The following is a 15,876-nucleotide window of genomic DNA, read 5'->3' as shown; positions in this document are numbered from 1 at the left end:
TCACCCTTTGCACGTCGTAGCTTGGTTATCGATTTCCACCGCTAGGCTACGACTGGTGCCTTCTTTTTCTTTATAAATAAAAACAGGCTCGGCGAGATTAAAATCGAGTTTATTGCCAGAGTGCAAAACGGTTAAACGTCGTTCATTAAGGCGAAGACGCACGCAGGGTTCGCCTTTAACGGTCAGCATCCGTTGCCAGTCCTCGGTCAATGGCTCATAAAGCCATACTTCGGTGCCTTGCCAAGTGGTTTCAGAACCTCGGGTGCATTCATAGCGGTGCACTTCGGCAGCTCGGTCTTGGGTTTGTTCGAGCTGTTTAAGCTGACAGTCGCCCGCATGAGGGGTCTCAGGCTCCATCACAGTGTACTGATAAACGACAATGCTTATCACGATAAGACCAAAAGTGACGCCAGCGGCCGCCAAAATAAGCGCCATTCGTTTAAATATCTGCATGTGAGAATCTTCTACCCTTATCGATGTAGCCACTAAAATAACATATTCTTTTTTGTCTGTTAAAAAAGCGTTATGGTGGTATTCGACCAAAGCATAATAATAACGAGGTGTGTAAATGTGGCAACGTGTTACTGCAATTGTACTGCTGATAGTAGGTTTACTTTTGGCTGTACTCGGTGTCGTGAGCGAATTTGATACGGTTATTCGCCTGGTGGGCGCGGCCTTAATGCTTATTGCTCTTATTTGGTTGTATCGGTTACCTACTTTGAGCACGCTCAATCAACAAAGTAAACAACCGCTCAAGTGGTACCAGTCGCCGATTGTTTGGGTGCCTGTCATTGGCATTATTATTTACTGTGTGAGCTTAGCGCTGTAAGGAAAGCAGGCATGAATCTTTTTAAACGAATCGTAATTTTGGCCGGTGCTGTCGGGATTTTCTTTTATACCGCGTCACACGATCAGTTAGTGGCTGCGATAGCGGATTATCAGTTGAGTTGGTATCAACTCGGTGTGCCTATCGCATGGGGCGTTATCGTAGGTGGATTGTTTGCCTTGTTACGCATTCAAAAGTTACTTAATTGGCTGCCACCAATTACATTAATCGCGAGCGGGTTAACAACAATGGGGCTGGTTGGCGCTGTTGCCATCTTTGCCCAGCATCAATTGGTGGTACTGAGTCTACCTGCATTACAAATCGCCAGTATCGGCATTGGTTTATATTTATTTGCAGTCAGTTACGCGCGTCTCGTAGGTGACCTCAAGGCACGCAAACAAGAAAAAACCAAATCATGATATACTTTGTCGTATGAACACACATACGATTAGAAAAATTACCCTCAATTGCGATATTGGTGAGAGCTTCGGCGCCTATAAAATGGGCGAGGATGAACTCATCATGCCGCATATTGATTGCGCGAACATCGCCTGTGGTTTCCACGCCTCGGATCCGCTGACGATGAGCCAAACGGTCGCGTTAGCGACTGAGCATCAAGTTAAGATTGGTGCTCACCCAAGTTACCCTGACTTGGTTGGATTTGGTCGTCGTCATATGGACTGCTCTGAACAAGAAATCATCGCTTTAGTGATGTATCAGGTTGGGGCGCTCAATGGCGTTGCGGCACGCTATGGCGAGTCTGTGGCGTACGTGAAACCTCACGGAGCGCTGTATAACGATATGCTGCGGAATAGCGAAATTTTTAAAGCGGTGTGTAAGGCAGTCAGTTATCTGCAAACCCAGCAGCGGCAACCACTGCCGTTGATGGTAATGGCAACACCGCAGAATTCGGAATGGCAAGCATTGGCGTCAAACTACGATGTCCACCTTTGGTTTGAAGGCTTCGCAGACCGACGTTATAACCACAAAGGTCGGTTAGTGTCGCGTAAACAAAGTGGTTCGGTACTGACTGACGAAGCAGACGTGTTAGCGCAAGCGCAGCGCTTTGCAAGGCGTGAACCTATTATTGATAAAGATGGTCATGAGCGATTGATAAGTATCGACTCACTGTGTGTACACGGCGATAACCCATCAGCGGTTGAAACTGTGACTAAAATACGTGAGCTGCTTCACTCACTCCCCGAATAACAACAAGAGGTACACTGAGCGTGAAACCATCCATTGTAAATGCTGGTGCAGATGCGGTTATTGTGTATTTTTCAGACGCAATCAGTCTCGAGGCGAATCAATGCGTTTTACAGCTTGATACGGCATTAGCCGAGAGTGATTTAGCGATACTCGAAACCGTACCTGCGTATTCGTCACTCATGGTTTATTACGATATTACGCGTCACTCAGATACAGAACTACGTGCCGCGATTAAAACGATTATTGAATCACTACCCGAGGCATCGACTGCGATGGGCGAACAGGGTAAAACGCATGTTATTCCTGTCTATTATGATACGACCGTGGGTCCTGATCTTGCGCGCATCGCCGAGCTACATCACTGCAGCGTCGAGCAAGTAATCGAGCGCCATTGCCGTGATAGTTATCGTGTTTACGCACTGGGTTTCGCACCAGGCTTTGCTTACATGGGAGAGGTTGCGGAAGACTTACAAACACCGCGATTAGATTCGCCACGTACACAGATTCCTGCTGGAAGTGTCGCGATTGCCGAACGACAGACGGCTATTTATCCGCTCGCTTCCCCTGGTGGATGGAACATTATTGGGCGTACTACGTTTCCTTTATATGAGCCGCAGAAGGGCATTTTGAACCAATTAAACTCGGGCGATACGGTGCAATTTAAAGCCATTTCAAAAGATGAGTTTATTGCAGCCGGTGGATCTGTGGAGGCGTTCGAATGATTGAAGTGATTGAACCCGGCATGTATGCCACGATTCAGGATTTTGGTCGATTAGGTTATCTAAAAAAAGGGCTGACACGCGGTGGCCCGATTGATGAAAACGCCTTTTTATGGGGCAACTACTTATTAAAAAATAACCCGATGGCCGCCCAAATTGAAATCGTATTAGGCGGTTCTAAGTTTAAGTTTACTTCGCCTGCGGCAGTGGCTGTCTGCGGTGCCGATGTGAGTTTGAAGTTAGACAATAACGAAAAAAGTATATGGGAAACTTTCCAAGTTGAAGCCGGTCAAGTGCTGACGATTGGTCCTGCGCGCAATGGTTTACGGGCTTATCTAGCAGTCGCTGGCGGCATTCAAGTTGACGCTCAATGGGGCAGTTGCGCGACCGTCAAACGTGAACACTTAGGCGGACATAAAGGCGATGGAAGTGCGTTGCAGAAAGGTGATACGCTTGCGATCGCGTCTTCGCAGTGCGAGCTTACTCAACGTATTCCGTGGCGTTACCGCCCAGATTACAGCAAGCCACCGGTGCTCGGCTTGATTCCGGGATTTCAGTACGATCAGTTTGCCATGGCAGAACGAGAAAAACTCTGTTTCCATGAGTATACAATCAGTCAGCAAAGTGACCGTATGGGTATTCGGCTAGAGGGGCCAGCGATCGAGTACGCCGGTCAGGGGTTAGTGTCCGAGGGGATCAATATTGGCTCGGTGCAAGTTCCCCCTAACGGTCAACCCATCATAATGATGAACGATCGTCAGACGCTCGGGGGCTATCCCAAGCTTGGCAATATTAGCCCGCTTGATTTGTCGCGTTTAGCGCAATGTCGACCGGGGCAAACGGTTCAATTTACCCGTGTCGAGGTTGCTCAAGTGCAGCAACAATTAACGAAATATTATGACTTTTTTGGTATTACACCTGCTTGCCAGACTGATCATTAATTGCGATCATAGGTAATATCCTTTTTTGAGCTCAAAAGTTGTTGGAGAACATACACGCATGTCAGAAACTGAGCATCGTCCGAGTAATTTTATTCGTCAAATCATCGATAAAGATTTGGCGGAAGGAAAGCATACATCCGTACATACTCGGTTCCCACCGGAGCCGAATGGTTTTTTGCATATTGGTCATGCTAAATCCATCGTGTTGAACTTTGGTATTGCGGAAGATTATAAAGGCACCTGTAATTTACGTTTTGATGATACGAACCCATTAAAAGAGAAAGTGGATTACGTTGAATCAATTAAACGTGACGTCGCTTGGTTGGGCTATCAATGGGAAGGTACCCCTAAATACTCGTCGGGCTACTTTGAAGAGTTACACGGCTTTGCTGTCGAGCTCATCGAAAAAGGTCTTGCGTATGTAGACTTCTCTGATCAAGACACCATGCGTGAAATGCGCGGTACCTTGAAAGAGCCAGGTACAAATAGTCCTTACCGCGACACCTCTGTTGAGGAAAACTTGGACTTGTTCAAGCGCATGACGGCAGGTGAGTTCAAGGACGGCGAGTGTTGCTTGCGCGCCAAAATTGATATGTCATCGCCATTTATGTGTATGCGCGACCCGGTTATCTATCGCGTGCGCCACGTGCATCATCACCAAACTGGTGACAAATGGTGTGTGTATCCAATGTATGACTTTACTCACTGTATTTCGGATGCGCTTGAGGGCATTACGCATTCACTGTGTACGTTGGAGTTCCAAGATAACCGTCGCTTGTACGACTGGGTGTTGGATAATATCAGTATTGACTGCCACCCTCAGCAAATCGAGTTTTCACGCTTAAACTTGCAATATACCGTGATGAGTAAGCGTATTATCAATAACTTGGTTGAAGAGGGTAAGGTTTCCGGTTGGGATGATCCTCGCGTATCGAGCATTGCAGGTTTGCGTCGTCGCGGCTACACACCTGCGTCGATCCGTGAATTCTGTCGTCGTATCGGTGTTACGAAAATGGATAACCAAGTCGAAATGGGCATGCTCGAAGCCTGTATCCGTGACGACCTAAACGAGAATGCGCCGCGTGCGATGGCGGTGATGGATCCCATTAAACTGGTTATCGAAAATTACCCAGAGGGTCAGCAAGAGTTACTCGATGCGCCTAATCATCCTAATAATCCGGATATGGGTAGCCGCCAAGTGACGTTCTCGCGCGAAGTTTACATCGAACGTGAAGACTTCCGCGAATCTGCGAATAAGAAATTTAAACGCTTGGTGTTAGATAAAGAAGTCCGCCTGCGTAATGGCTATGTGGTTAAAGCAGAGCGTTGCGATGTTGATAGCGACGGTCAAGTGACGACCGTATATTGCACTTATGATCCGGATACCTTGGGCAAAGATCCTGCTGATGGACGTAAGGTTAAAGGTGTTATTCATTGGGTGTCTGCTGATACCGCAAAAGAAGCTGAATTCCGTATTTATGACCGTTTGTTTAGAGTTGCAAACCCTGCTGCCGAAGATGATTTATTTGCGGCGTTGAACCCTGAGTCTCTGGTCATAAAACAGGGTTTTGTTGAGGCGAACTTAGCCGCAGCTGAGGTTGAAAAGCCATACCAGTTCGAGCGCTTAGGCTATTACGTGTTAGATAGCGACGCTGAAAAAGAAGGTCGTTTAATCTTTAACCAAACGGTCGGCTTACGTGATAGTTGGGCTAAAATTGAACAACAGGGCGATTGAGCATAAGCTTAAATCGACTAAAAAGCCGGCTTTTAAGCCGGCTTTTTAATGTTCGATAAACTGGTCGAGTAGTTTAGCGCCGCAGAGCCGCGAGGGCGTATAGTAGCCGCCCGGTAGCGCTTCGTGTTGCAGAATATAAAGTGCAACCTCAACGGCACCCTCGGCCGTGACGGTATAACCGTTCTTGATTTTAAATCGCATCGATTTCGTATCGCCGCGTTTGTTTTTAACCTCTCCCCAAATATAGGTCGGGTTTGCTTTACGCGCATCTTCGTCGGGTCCTGCACTGCTACGCTGATCGACTTTCGCCTTCAGTTGTTTTTGCACCCAGCGTGATTTAAAAAGCCAGCGTAACCAATTTACTCTCCGGAGCCGTTTAATGAGCTTAGGCGGCGCTGGGATGTAAACCTCGATATTGGGAATTGAGGTGGTGTAAAAAGCCGTGGCAACATCACCCCAAGGGATTGTCATTGCCGACTTTACGCCATGACCAAAGTCTATGCGACGCTCTTTCCAGGCTAATGGGACGTTACTCACCATACCATCGATACGCGCCGCGCCACCATGGCCGAGGCGCTCAATGCTTGTTTTGGCGGTGCCACGGCTCATTCTAGAGGCGGAATCAAAACCCAGCGCTAAGTGTGTCGCATCGGGCATTTGTGCATAGAGACGAGCCGCTAAACAATCGGTCGGAATCACATCAAAGCCCACGCCTGGACAAAGTACAATGCCTGCTTTTTGCGCTGCCTCTGACTGCGAATGGGCATATTCGAACACGTCAATTTCACCCGTGATATCGAGATAATGCGTGCTCGTGCTGATACAGGCTTGGATAAGTGGGGCTGCGGTTTGGCTGAACGGGCCTGCACAATTAATGACGAGGTCGACATCGTGCAGTTGTGCTTTTACTACGGAAGGGTCTGTTAGGCCAAACACACGATGCTGGAGCGCTAAGGCTCCAGCAATATGTTCGATCTCAGTTGCATTTCGTCCGGCAAGAACAGGGTGGTAACCTCGTGCGACTGCTTTACGGGCAATCAGTTTACCTGAGTAACCGTTTGCACCATAAATCAGCCAACGGAGTGCCATGGTTAGGCTTCCTCAGCGGCTTTATATTCGCAACCCTCGCCGCGCTGACATTCACCATATAGATACAAGCTGTGATTCGTCAGTTTGATTTTATTTTGTTCAGCAATACGCACTTGACGCTCTTCGATAACGTCATCTTCAAACTCAAAGACATGCCCACAGGTTAAACAGACAAGATGGTCATGGTGCTCTTTGGCACTGAGTTCGAAGACTGAACGACCGCCTTCAAAGTGATGTCGGGTAATAATACCCGCATCATCGAACTGGTTTAACACGCGGTAAACCGTGGCGAGACCGATTTCATCTTTTTGCTCAAGCAAAATTTTGTAGACATCCTCGGCACTAATATGCTGATTCTCAGGTTGCTTAAGAATCTCCAAAATTTTAACGCGAGGAGATGTGACCTTAAGGCCTGCTTTCTTCAATTGTTCATCATTTGTCGCCATGGTGCTATTCGCTTTCTCGTTTGGTTGTTCAGTCACTTTGCTCAAAATAGCGCAAAACTATCCTAGTTGGCTAGCTCTGCAAGACACATCTCTTCATAAACCTGCTTACACCACTGGGTAACTCGGTCTTTTGTGAGTTCCGGCTGACGGTCTTCGTCGATACCTAAACCAACGAAATGCTGCTCATCAACAAGCCCTTTGGAAGCTTCAAAATGATAGCCTTCGGTTGGCCAATGACCGACGATCATGGCGCCGCGCGCTTCAACGATGTCACGTACCATACCCATCGCGTCCAAGAAGTATTCAGCGTAATCTTCTTGGTCACCGCAACCGAAAATGGCGACAAGTTTATCGGTAAAGTCGATCTCTTCTAGCTCTGGGAAAAAGTCATCCCAGTCGCATTGCGCTTCGCCATAATACCAAGTGGGAATTCCGAATAAGAGAAGGTCGTAGCTCGCGATGTCTTCTTTACTCGATTTTGCGATATCTTTGACCTCAACAAGCTTTTTGCCCAGCTCTTTCTCGATCATGTGGGCGACCGCTTCGGTATTACCCGTATCACTTCCAAAGAAAATTCCAACAGTTGCCATAAATCAACTTTCACCTGATTTTACTAAATTAACGACAGCTGGCAGCACTTGCTCGGGGTTTGCCAGCGAGATTTTAATCATCGCTTCGACTAAATCGCTACGGTTACAGCCGGAGGATGATGCGACCTCATTCAGATGCTCGTGCACCGATTGGTCGACTTTCAGTTCAATCCGTTTTCTACCTTGGCGTCGATCACGTTGTAATTGACGACGTTTATTAATCTTTAACTGCTCACTGCGAGGTAGAGGGTTTGTTCGAGGTCGTCCTTTACGAGGCTGATCAACGAACAAATCGATTGTTACTTTATCCGTATTTTCTTTTGCCATGTGTATTCGGTCGATTTAGACACCGACCTCCCAAACTACTTGGATGATACCTTTGGCTATGAAGCCAAAACAGCCTAAAAATAACACCATCCATACAATAATGCGTCCAAATTTGGGCACCGATGAACGATTAAGTACATCGCGAATGGCTAAGCCTATTAGTAAGAAAAGTATACCTAGCGTAATATTAGTAACGAGTACTTCTATTTGCTCATAATATTCAGCCAACATCCTTAAGATACCACCTTATAGGCCGACAGAAACGCCGCTTATATTAGCACAGTCGACCGTTAAAGACGACCTTGGCTGGCCAGAAAATCCTTTACCAGACGGTTGAAAATGCGTGGTTTTTCGGCGTGTAGCCAGTGACCTGTATTTTCAACCACTTTTACTTGAGCATCACTAAAGCGCTGGGTGACCTGTGCTTTGTGTTGTTGTGTCAGGTAATCGGAGTTACCCCCTTTAATAAACAAACATGGGCCCGCGTATGAACCTTGGCTCACGCTAGCAGCAATGTGGTCGTATTGATCGGTGATAACTGATAAGTTGAGTCGCCAAGCAAAGTGATCGCCGTCTTTGCGTAAGTTTTTAAGCAAAAATTGGCGAACACCTTTTTCTGCTATGGCTGAACTGAGTTGTTTGTCGGCGTCACTGCGGCTCTTGATCTGTTTCAAATCGAGTGCTGCTAATGCATCGAGTATCGTGTTGTGATGCGCTGGGTAGGCAACGGGCGCGATATCAGCAAAGACCGCGGCTGTAACTCTGTCCGCATATTGCATGGCAACTTCCATGGCAATTTTGCCGCCCATTGAATGCCCGACTATGGCAAAGGCGTCTAATGCCAGCGAGTCGGCGAGGGCGATAATATCGCTCGCCATTTCATCATAGCGCATACTGTTATAATGAGGTGATTCGCCATGATTGCGTGCATCAGGCAATACGCAGAAGTAGTCATCCTCTAAGTCTCGCGCCAAACTTTTTAGATTGTCACCATCACCAAATAGGCCGTGAATGATAATAACGGCGGGATTCTTTTCGTCACCCATGGTTTCATAATGCAGTAATTCTGACTCTGCCATCGTTGTGCCTTTAGTGTTAAACTTTGCTAATATTTTCCGAGCTTTAGTGGTTGGTTGCAAGTCAACCCCGCGAATTGATAACAATGAGGAAGCAAAAACCGATGAAACGCATCGAAGTTGAAGACGATTTATACGCGTATATCGCTAGCCACACGCAGCAGATCGGTGAGAGCGCATCAGATATTTTACGCCGTTTATTAGGCTTTGACAGTGTTGAACAAGCAGAACCTATGCAAGTAGAGGAGCGTTCTACCGATTCTGTGTTTAACCGCTTAAACCAACAAGATGTGAACGTACAGAAAAGTGTCGTGGCACGTTTTCTCTACATCCTTAGCATGCTGTACAAGACACACCCTGAACAATTTGAAACGGTACTCACTATTCGTGGTCGTGATCGCCAATATTTCGCGCGTTCAGAGGAAGCACTGTTGACCAGCGGTAACAGCACCAATCCTAAGGCGATACCTTCGTCGCCGTTTTGGGTGGTGACCAATAACAATACGACTAAAAAGAAATCAATGTTGACTCAGGTCGCGCAAAAGCTTGGTTACAGCAAATCTGAAGTCGAGCAAATTAGGGACTTTTTATAATGACGGTGCATGAACGAGCAGGACAACCTGCGACCGCGGCAGATAGCGTAAATATTGCGCAACTGGTCAGTGCTTACTATGTGTATGAGCCCGATCCGCGTAAAGCGCAGCAGAAAGTCAGCTTCGGTACGTCCGGTCATCGCGGTTCAGCGTTGGCTCGAAGCTTTAATGAAGCGCATATATTAGCGATATCGCAAGCCATTTGTGCCTACCGCGAAGAGCAGGGCATTACTGGCCCATTATTGTTGGGTAAGGACACTCACGCCTTGTCGGAGTCCGCCTATATTTCAGCGCTTGATGTGTTCTTAGGCAATGGCTTAGAAGTGCATGTGCAGACCGATCACGGTTATACACCTACGCCTGCCTTAAGCCATGCTATTTTGGCTTACAACAGCAAGCAGCAAAAGCAATGTGATGGAGTGGTGATTACGCCTTCACACAACCCTCCGCAAGATGGCGGCTTCAAATATAACCCGCCACACGGGGGGCCTGCTGACGCGGATGCGACGCGTGTTATCGAAAAATACGCTAACGCGTTGTTATCCTCAGGGTTACAAGGGGTGAACACCTGTGAACGTGAGGATGTTTTATCGCATCCTAAACTCGTGTTTGTCGACTGGCGTAAACATTATATTGATGATCTGCCGCGTTGTATCGACATGGAACGGATCAAATCAGCTAATCTCCGACTGGCTATTGACGCAATGGGCGGTGCAGGCGCTGACTATTGGCACCAAATAGCCGAGACCTATGGTCTCAGTATCGATATTTTCAACGACCATGTCGATCCAGGCTTTCAGTTTATGAGCTTGGATAAAGACGGCAAAATACGTATGGACTGTTCTTCGCCTTATGCGATGGCTGGTCTACTTGCCTATAAAGACCGTTATGACTTAGCAGGTGGTAATGACCCAGATTATGATCGTCACGGTATTGTTACCCCCGATGGCTTAATGAACCCTAACCACTACTTGGCTGTAGCAATTGATTACTTGTGTAAATCGCGCCAATGGGGCAGCGACGTGGCGATTGGTAAAACCTTAGTGTCGAGCCAAATGATCGATCGTGTTGTAAATGATAACCAACGTCGTGTGTACGAAGTGCCTGTTGGCTTTAAATGGTTTGCTCAGCAGTTGCGCGATGGTGATATCGGCTTTGCCGGCGAAGAAAGTGCGGGCGCCACTTTACTTGACCGTGAAGGAAAAGTTTGGACAACAGATAAAGACGGTATCGTGATGGTACTTTTGGCCGCCGAGCTGCAAGCGGCTACAGGCGAGTCACCCAGCGCGTACTACAAGCGGTTATGTGCTCAGCATGGCGAAGCCTTCTACCAGCGTGTCGACACCGCTTCGTCGTTAGAGCAGAACGCGCGCTTTAAAGACATTCGTGCTTATAAACTGAAGCTAGCCACGTTAGCAGATAGCAACGTTGTTGATATTTATACCAAGGCGCCGGGTAATGACGCGCAATTTGGTGGCGTTAAAGTTGTGCTTGAAGACGGATGGTTTGCTGCACGCCCTTCGGGCACCGAGCCCGTCTATAAGATCTATGCAGAGAGCTTTAAATCAGCCGCGCACCTCGAGCAAATGATTGCCGAAGCCCGCGACTGGGTCGCTGAACTTATCCAGTAATACCTCGGCAGCTGAAGCGCATTAGCGCTTCAGCACCGCTGAGCCATCGACTTCCTCTTCCGTGTCATCTTCTTCATCAGGCGCTTCTTCCGCCATTGATGTTAATAGCTCATCAGATGTTTGCGACGGCGCCAAAATGGCAAAGTTACTGTGTAGCTGCTCTTCAGCCTTGGCACGGCGGGTAATACGATACAGCGCGTAACAGCCAACAAACGCGGTGAGTCCACCTAACAGTAAAAAGAAGTAATTAATCGCACCAAACTGCATTAACGCCGCAACGGCTGGCGCACCGATGATGCTGCCAGCGCCACCGATTTTAATAATGGCACCGGTTGCACCGACCATTTGGTCTTTCTCCAAGTAGTCGTTTGTATGTGCCATGCCGAGCGAGTAGAGCGGCAAAATAAAGGCGCCTAATATCGCCACCACAAGATAAATAAGTAGTGCGTTACCCGCACCTAATTGCGCCAACATGATTGCTGATGCGGTTCCTCCGGCGGCACAGATGGCAATGACAATACGGCGGTCAATGCGATCAGATAATAACCCAAACGGCGTTTGAGATATTAAGCCGCCGACAATAAATGCCGACATAAAGAAGGTAATTTGTACAACCGACAGCCCGATGTAGGACGCGTACATTGGACCAATACCATAAAACATCGCGTAGCAGGCTTGCATTATAAATGCGTTAATGACACCTAAAGGGACCGTGTTAAGAAGCATTCTAACGGGGACTTTGCGATTTTCGTGAGTGGTCGGCTCGACCGTTACACTGACCAAAATAGGGATCAGCGCTAAGTTGATAAGCAATACGACGATGGCAAATGCAATAAAGCCACCTGGATCGGCAACACCGAGTATCAGCTGTCCGGCGATAAGCCCACTGTAGATAATGACGAGGTAGATGGACAACAAAGTGCCGCGGCTTTTATTATCAGCCATGGTATTTAACCAGCTTTCGACAATCACAAAGATGCCTGAGATCGCAAAACCCGTGACAAATCGCATCACAAACCAGACCACAGGGTCAATCCAAATGGCTTGCACCAATACACTGGCGGCAGCGAGCGCGGCGAGACCGCCAAAGGAGCGAATATACCCTACACGGCGAATATCCTTGGGCGCGCGAGTCGAACCAAATAGGTAGCCGATGAAGTAGGCGGACATGATAAAGCCGGTGACCAGGGTGCCAAAATCTTCAATCGTGGCGCGTAAACTGAGCAACGTACTGGTCATGCCGACACAGACGCCTATCAAACTGATACTCGATAATAACGAGCTAATGCCACGTAATTGTTTTTTAAGCATAATGTTCCTGATCACGAAATTTGCTTTATTCTAGCGATATGACCTGATTTTGACTAGTTTATCGATAAATTACTTCAATCTGTGTTGTCGAATGCATTCCCACAAGGTTATCCACAAGTTGTCACTTGCCGTGTTGCGTTTGGGTGTTTAACATGCATTTTATGAACGAAATTTTTAAGGCTAGCTTATGACGCGCGCAATCGTCCGACACCTGATCTGTGTGATGAGTTTATTACTCTGCTTTTCGGCACAGGGTCGGCTTATTGATGACCTATTTTCCGCAGAGATAGAGGTGGCCTCGCAGGTGTCGAGCCAGCGCGAGGAGGCCTTACGAGCAGCTTTCGAACAAGTGGTCATCAAGATATCAGGCACCGAAGCAACGCTGGATAACAGCGCTGTAAAAAATGCCAAGCGTCAGTTAGAGGATTACCTATTACAATACGGCTACCGCCGTGATGGCAATACACTGTATTTGACCGCGAACTTCGACGGACGAAAGCTTGCAGAGCTTTTTAAAGTGAATCAACTGCCTTACTGGGGGAGCCGACGTCCTGAGCTGTTGATGTGGGTTGCCAGCAGTGACGAACGGGGCAACCGCAATATTTTGGCGGCCAATGACGAATCCATTTTTATTCAGCAGATACGCCATCTCGCGAAACAGCGCGGCTTGCCGCTGCAGTTTCCGCTGATGGATTTGACGGATGCGACCTCAGTGGGTGTTTCCGATATCTGGGGACGGTTCCTCACACCGATTGCAGACGCTTCGCAGCGTTATCGGGCTGATGGCTATTTGGTTGCCAAGGTGGTTGATTTAGGTGTTCCAACCGATGCATCTGAAGACTACAAAGGTCGCTGGCGACTCGATTGGGTTGCACGTGTGGGCGACATGCGGCAAACCGGAGAAGTGTTTGCTAACTCTAAGGACTTCTTGGCGACGCCTTTTATCGAGCAGCTTCATGAAACATTGGCGGGCGAATTTGCGTTAATCGCTTCGGGTGAGAGTCAATCGGTCGAGTTTCCTATTCGCATCGAGGGCATAAAAGGGTGGCAAAGTATTTTGGATGTACAGCGGTTTATTGCCAGCGTTACGTCTGTTCAACAAGTTAAGTTAACCGATTACGCGCCCACATTCAGTCGCTTTGTGGTTACATTGACGGATACGCCGGACCATCTATTGCAAGCGATTGAATTGGATGGCCGTTTGCAGCAGAAGCGTCAAGACCCCTTTGCCTTTGTCAGTGAAGACAATGAGGATGCAACCACTTATCGGTGGGTGGCATCAGACTAATGGCAGCAGGAAAGCAGCAACCACAGCAGCTAACACTCGCCGTGCAACTGCCTGACGATGAAAACTTTACAACCTACTTGGAGCAGCAGAACGATAGTGTTGTTCGCTGGTTAAAACGCATTGCGGATAAGTCTGTGACTGAAACGCAAGGGGAGCGGCTCACGCTGTTGTCGGGCGCGTCGGGGTCGGGTAAAAGTCATCTGCTGCATTCTGTTGTTTCACTCGGTAGTCAGACCACGCATGTCATGTATCTGCCGCTTGCTGAACTGAAGCATAGCGATGCCGAGCAGGTGCTCGCAGGGTTGGATGCTTTTGATATTATTTGCTTAGACGACATTGATGCGGTACTCACCGATCCAGACTGGTGTTATGAGTTGTTTAAGCTGATTAACCGAGTGACCGATGCGGGTCATAGCCGCCTGATTATGACGGCGTCGGCAAGTGCCAGTCAGCTCGATGTTGAACTGCCTGATTTACGCTCGCGTATTCAATGGGCAACAGCGTTTCAATTGAGCCCACTGGACGATGACGGTAAAGCTAAGGCGTTAACACTCAGAGCACAATGGCGAGGCTTGCAATTGCCTCATGATGTGGCGATGTTTATGTTGCATCGCTTGGGGCGCGATATGGCGGGGCTGTTGGCGCACTTAGATCAACTCGATAAGGCGTCTATCGCGCACCAACGTAAGCTAACGATTCCATTTATTAAGCAAGTACTGGCTATTTAGCGTCTTTTTGCTTTTTAAGACCGAGTCCTAGTTCTCGACCTCGATTGCGGGCAAACCCCGTAGCACCTACAAACGCGATGGTAGTCAATACGATTTCTAAAATGGACCATAAACGTTCATCTGGATGCGTATACACCGTTGTCAGTCCATGCAGGAAATAAAACATCAGGATAAAGTTAAACCAAGCATGAGTGTATGGTTTTCCCTTGACCAGCCCCAGCAACGGAAACAGCATAGGAAGTACCCACAGGATCAATGATAGATAGCGAGGCAGGGCGCTTTCATCGGTTTCCGGCATAATGCCATGCCACACGATCAGTAGTGCCAACAGTAGCCAGTAACCGAGTTGTGTTGCGATGCGAAAAAAACGTGTTCTAGGTGCCATTTCGGCTGCCATATTAGGTATCCTTGGTTTGTTTAAGCTGTCGCGCAATCGTAGCGACTCGTTGTCCTAATGCAATCGCACTGGCTCGCTCATTTGCTGTCAGTTTAGCATTAGGGTTTTGATTAAGTGCACCCGCGCCATAGGGGGAGCCGCCGGCATCGGCGTGATGCAAACTGGGCTGATCATAAGGGATCCCGGTCAGCAGCATGCCATGGTGCAATAATGGTAATGCAATGTTGAGCAAAGTACTCTCTTGCCCGCCGTGGAGCGAGCTGGATGTGGTGAACACCGCAGCAGGTTTGTCGATGAGCTCGCCATTGAGCCATTCGCGACTGGTCGACTCCCAAAACTTTTGCAAACTTGCACTCATATGTCCAAAGCGTGTTGGGCTGCCCATGATGAGTCCATCGCAGCTTACCAGTTCGTCTTTACTGAGTGGTAAATCACGCATACTCGCGGCGTCACTGTCTGTTTCAACGGTCCGCAGCAGCGCTTCGGCACCCGTAGCGTGGACGCCTTCTGCTATCGCATCGGCGAGCGCACGCGTGTGACCGCCCCGACTGAAATAAAAAATAATAACGTTACAGCGACTCACTTAATGAGCTCCAATGCATTTTCTGGCGGTCGACCGAGCACAGCGGCGTCGCCTTTTACCACAATCGGACGTTCGATAAGCTTCGGGTTATTAACCATCGCCGTTATCAACACATCGTCGCTTGATTCATCCGCGAGGTTCAGCTCTTTGTATACAGCTTCCTTAGTCCGCATCAACTCGCGAGGGCTTAAACCGAGTTTCTGCAACAATTGGTTCAGTTCTGTTTGGCTCGGGGGCGTTTCTAAATATTTGATAATCGTTGGCTCAACGCCGTTTTGTTGCAGCAGCTCCAATGTTTGGCGCGACTTTGAACAACGGGGATTATGGTATATGGTAACTGCAGTCATATCGGGTCACTCTATTAGTCAAACGTTTAAACTTATAATA

General features: G+C 48.1%; 21 protein-coding genes. 10 read left to right on the top strand and 11 right to left on the bottom strand.

Annotation, left to right across the window (positions count from 1 at the left end; translation table 11 throughout):
- Window positions 1-453 (bottom strand): hypothetical protein, encoded by a 453-nt coding sequence (locus DFP83_RS04075; RefSeq protein ID WP_110573428.1) that lies wholly within the window; start codon window positions 451-453, stop codon window positions 1-3.
- A 115-nt stretch (window positions 454-568) separates the two neighbouring features.
- Here DFP83_RS04075 and DFP83_RS04070 point away from each other — a divergent pair, with 115 nt between their 5' ends.
- From DFP83_RS04070 to glnS, 6 genes are read left to right on the top strand one after another with little or no spacing between them, the layout of a single operon-like run.
- Window positions 569-829, top strand: coding sequence for a hypothetical protein (locus DFP83_RS04070; RefSeq protein WP_110573426.1), 261 nt, complete (start codon window positions 569-571; stop codon window positions 827-829).
- 11 nt (window positions 830-840) lie between these two features.
- Complete coding sequence (locus DFP83_RS04065) at window positions 841-1,245, top strand: hypothetical protein (protein ID WP_110573424.1); 405 nt, start codon at window positions 841-843, stop codon at window positions 1,243-1,245.
- Window positions 1,246-1,258: 13 nt separating this feature from the next.
- Entirely contained in the window at window positions 1,259-2,035 is a 777-nt protein-coding gene (locus DFP83_RS04060; protein ID WP_110573422.1) for a 5-oxoprolinase subunit PxpA, read from the top strand.
- 20 nt (window positions 2,036-2,055) lie between these two features.
- Window positions 2,056-2,757 carry a 5-oxoprolinase subunit PxpB gene (gene pxpB / locus DFP83_RS04055; protein ID WP_110573420.1) on the top strand — a complete coding sequence of 234 codons (702 nt, stop codon included), beginning with the start codon at window positions 2,056-2,058 and terminating at the stop codon, window positions 2,755-2,757.
- Window positions 2,754-3,695: a 5-oxoprolinase subunit C family protein gene (locus DFP83_RS04050; RefSeq protein WP_110573418.1), complete on the top strand. Its 942-nt coding sequence runs from the start codon at window positions 2,754-2,756 to the stop codon at window positions 3,693-3,695. The genes pxpB and DFP83_RS04050 overlap by 4 nt, the downstream gene beginning before the upstream one ends.
- Window positions 3,696-3,753: 58 nt before the next feature.
- Window positions 3,754-5,430 (top strand): glutamine--tRNA ligase, encoded by a 1,677-nt coding sequence (gene glnS / locus DFP83_RS04045; RefSeq protein ID WP_110573416.1) that lies wholly within the window; start codon window positions 3,754-3,756, stop codon window positions 5,428-5,430.
- 45 nt (window positions 5,431-5,475) lie between these two features.
- Here the strand turns inward: glnS and DFP83_RS04040 are convergent, their stop codons facing one another.
- The 6 genes from DFP83_RS04040 to DFP83_RS04015 all read right to left on the bottom strand — a co-directional run bounded on the left by DFP83_RS04040 (window position 5,476) and on the right by DFP83_RS04015 (window position 8,961).
- Window positions 5,476-6,519 (bottom strand): saccharopine dehydrogenase family protein, encoded by a 1,044-nt coding sequence (locus tag DFP83_RS04040; protein ID WP_110573414.1) that lies wholly within the window; start codon window positions 6,517-6,519, stop codon window positions 5,476-5,478.
- 2 nt (window positions 6,520-6,521) lie between these two features.
- Window positions 6,522-6,965: a ferric iron uptake transcriptional regulator gene (gene fur / locus DFP83_RS04035; protein ID WP_110573676.1), complete on the bottom strand. Its 444-nt coding sequence runs from the start codon at window positions 6,963-6,965 to the stop codon at window positions 6,522-6,524.
- Window positions 6,966-7,027: 62 nt separating this feature from the next.
- Complete coding sequence (fldA, locus tag DFP83_RS04030; protein ID WP_110573412.1) at window positions 7,028-7,555, bottom strand: flavodoxin FldA; 528 nt, start codon at window positions 7,553-7,555, stop codon at window positions 7,028-7,030.
- Window positions 7,556-7,558: 3 nt separating this feature from the next.
- Window positions 7,559-7,882: a LexA regulated protein gene (gene ybfE, locus DFP83_RS04025; protein ID WP_110573410.1), complete on the bottom strand. Its 324-nt coding sequence runs from the start codon at window positions 7,880-7,882 to the stop codon at window positions 7,559-7,561.
- A gap of 15 nt (window positions 7,883-7,897) precedes the next feature.
- Window positions 7,898-8,113 (bottom strand): DUF2788 domain-containing protein, encoded by a 216-nt coding sequence (locus DFP83_RS04020; RefSeq protein WP_110573408.1) that lies wholly within the window; start codon window positions 8,111-8,113, stop codon window positions 7,898-7,900.
- Window positions 8,114-8,172: 59 nt separating this feature from the next.
- The gene (locus tag DFP83_RS04015) at window positions 8,173-8,961 is read right to left on the bottom strand and encodes an alpha/beta fold hydrolase (protein WP_110573406.1); all 789 of its coding nucleotides are present in this window, start codon (window positions 8,959-8,961) and stop codon (window positions 8,173-8,175) included.
- Between the two features lie 101 nt (window positions 8,962-9,062).
- On the opposite strand from DFP83_RS04015, the gene DFP83_RS04010 reads away from it, so the two are divergent.
- Window positions 9,063-9,551 (top strand): replication initiation regulator SeqA, encoded by a 489-nt coding sequence (locus DFP83_RS04010; RefSeq protein ID WP_110573404.1) that lies wholly within the window; start codon window positions 9,063-9,065, stop codon window positions 9,549-9,551.
- On the top strand, window positions 9,551-11,182 hold the full coding sequence (pgm, locus tag DFP83_RS04005; protein ID WP_110573402.1) for a phosphoglucomutase (alpha-D-glucose-1,6-bisphosphate-dependent): 1,632 nt from the start codon (window positions 9,551-9,553) through the stop codon (window positions 11,180-11,182). Before DFP83_RS04010 ends, pgm begins: the two co-directional genes overlap by 1 nt.
- Window positions 11,183-11,203: 21 nt before the next feature.
- On the opposite strand, the gene DFP83_RS04000 is transcribed toward pgm, so the two are convergent.
- Complete coding sequence (locus tag DFP83_RS04000) at window positions 11,204-12,493, bottom strand: MFS transporter (protein ID WP_110573399.1); 1,290 nt, start codon at window positions 12,491-12,493, stop codon at window positions 11,204-11,206.
- A gap of 187 nt (window positions 12,494-12,680) precedes the next feature.
- Here DFP83_RS04000 and DFP83_RS03995 point away from each other — a divergent pair, with 187 nt between their 5' ends.
- Together DFP83_RS03995 and hda are read left to right on the top strand one after the other, a co-directional pair.
- On the top strand, window positions 12,681-13,781 hold the full coding sequence (locus tag DFP83_RS03995) for a DUF2066 domain-containing protein (protein WP_110573397.1): 1,101 nt from the start codon (window positions 12,681-12,683) through the stop codon (window positions 13,779-13,781).
- Window positions 13,781-14,509, top strand: coding sequence for a DnaA regulatory inactivator Hda (gene hda, locus DFP83_RS03990; RefSeq protein ID WP_110573395.1), 729 nt, complete (start codon window positions 13,781-13,783; stop codon window positions 14,507-14,509). The genes DFP83_RS03995 and hda overlap by 1 nt, the downstream gene beginning before the upstream one ends.
- Here the strand turns inward: hda and DFP83_RS03985 are convergent.
- Genes DFP83_RS03985 through arsC form a run of 3 tightly spaced genes read right to left on the bottom strand, consistent with a single transcriptional unit; the run spans window position 14,502 to window position 15,836 of the window.
- The gene (locus DFP83_RS03985) at window positions 14,502-14,906 is read right to left on the bottom strand and encodes a DUF2069 domain-containing protein (protein ID WP_110573393.1); all 405 of its coding nucleotides are present in this window, start codon (window positions 14,904-14,906) and stop codon (window positions 14,502-14,504) included. The genes hda and DFP83_RS03985 overlap by 8 nt on opposite strands.
- 1 nt (window position 14,907) lies before the next feature.
- Window positions 14,908-15,489, bottom strand: coding sequence for an NAD(P)H-dependent oxidoreductase (locus DFP83_RS03980; RefSeq protein WP_110573391.1), 582 nt, complete (start codon window positions 15,487-15,489; stop codon window positions 14,908-14,910).
- Complete coding sequence (arsC, locus tag DFP83_RS03975) at window positions 15,486-15,836, bottom strand: arsenate reductase (glutaredoxin) (protein WP_110573389.1); 351 nt, start codon at window positions 15,834-15,836, stop codon at window positions 15,486-15,488. The genes DFP83_RS03980 and arsC overlap by 4 nt, the downstream gene beginning before the upstream one ends.
- Window positions 15,837-15,876: the final 40 nt, after the last annotated feature.

Origin of the sequence: Idiomarina fontislapidosi, from assembly GCF_003226255.1 — a bacterium.
Lineage (GTDB): Bacteria > Pseudomonadota > Gammaproteobacteria > Enterobacterales > Alteromonadaceae > Idiomarina > Idiomarina fontislapidosi.
Note: the sequence above shows the minus strand (reverse complement) of the source record. Positions and strands in the feature narration are given on the sequence as shown.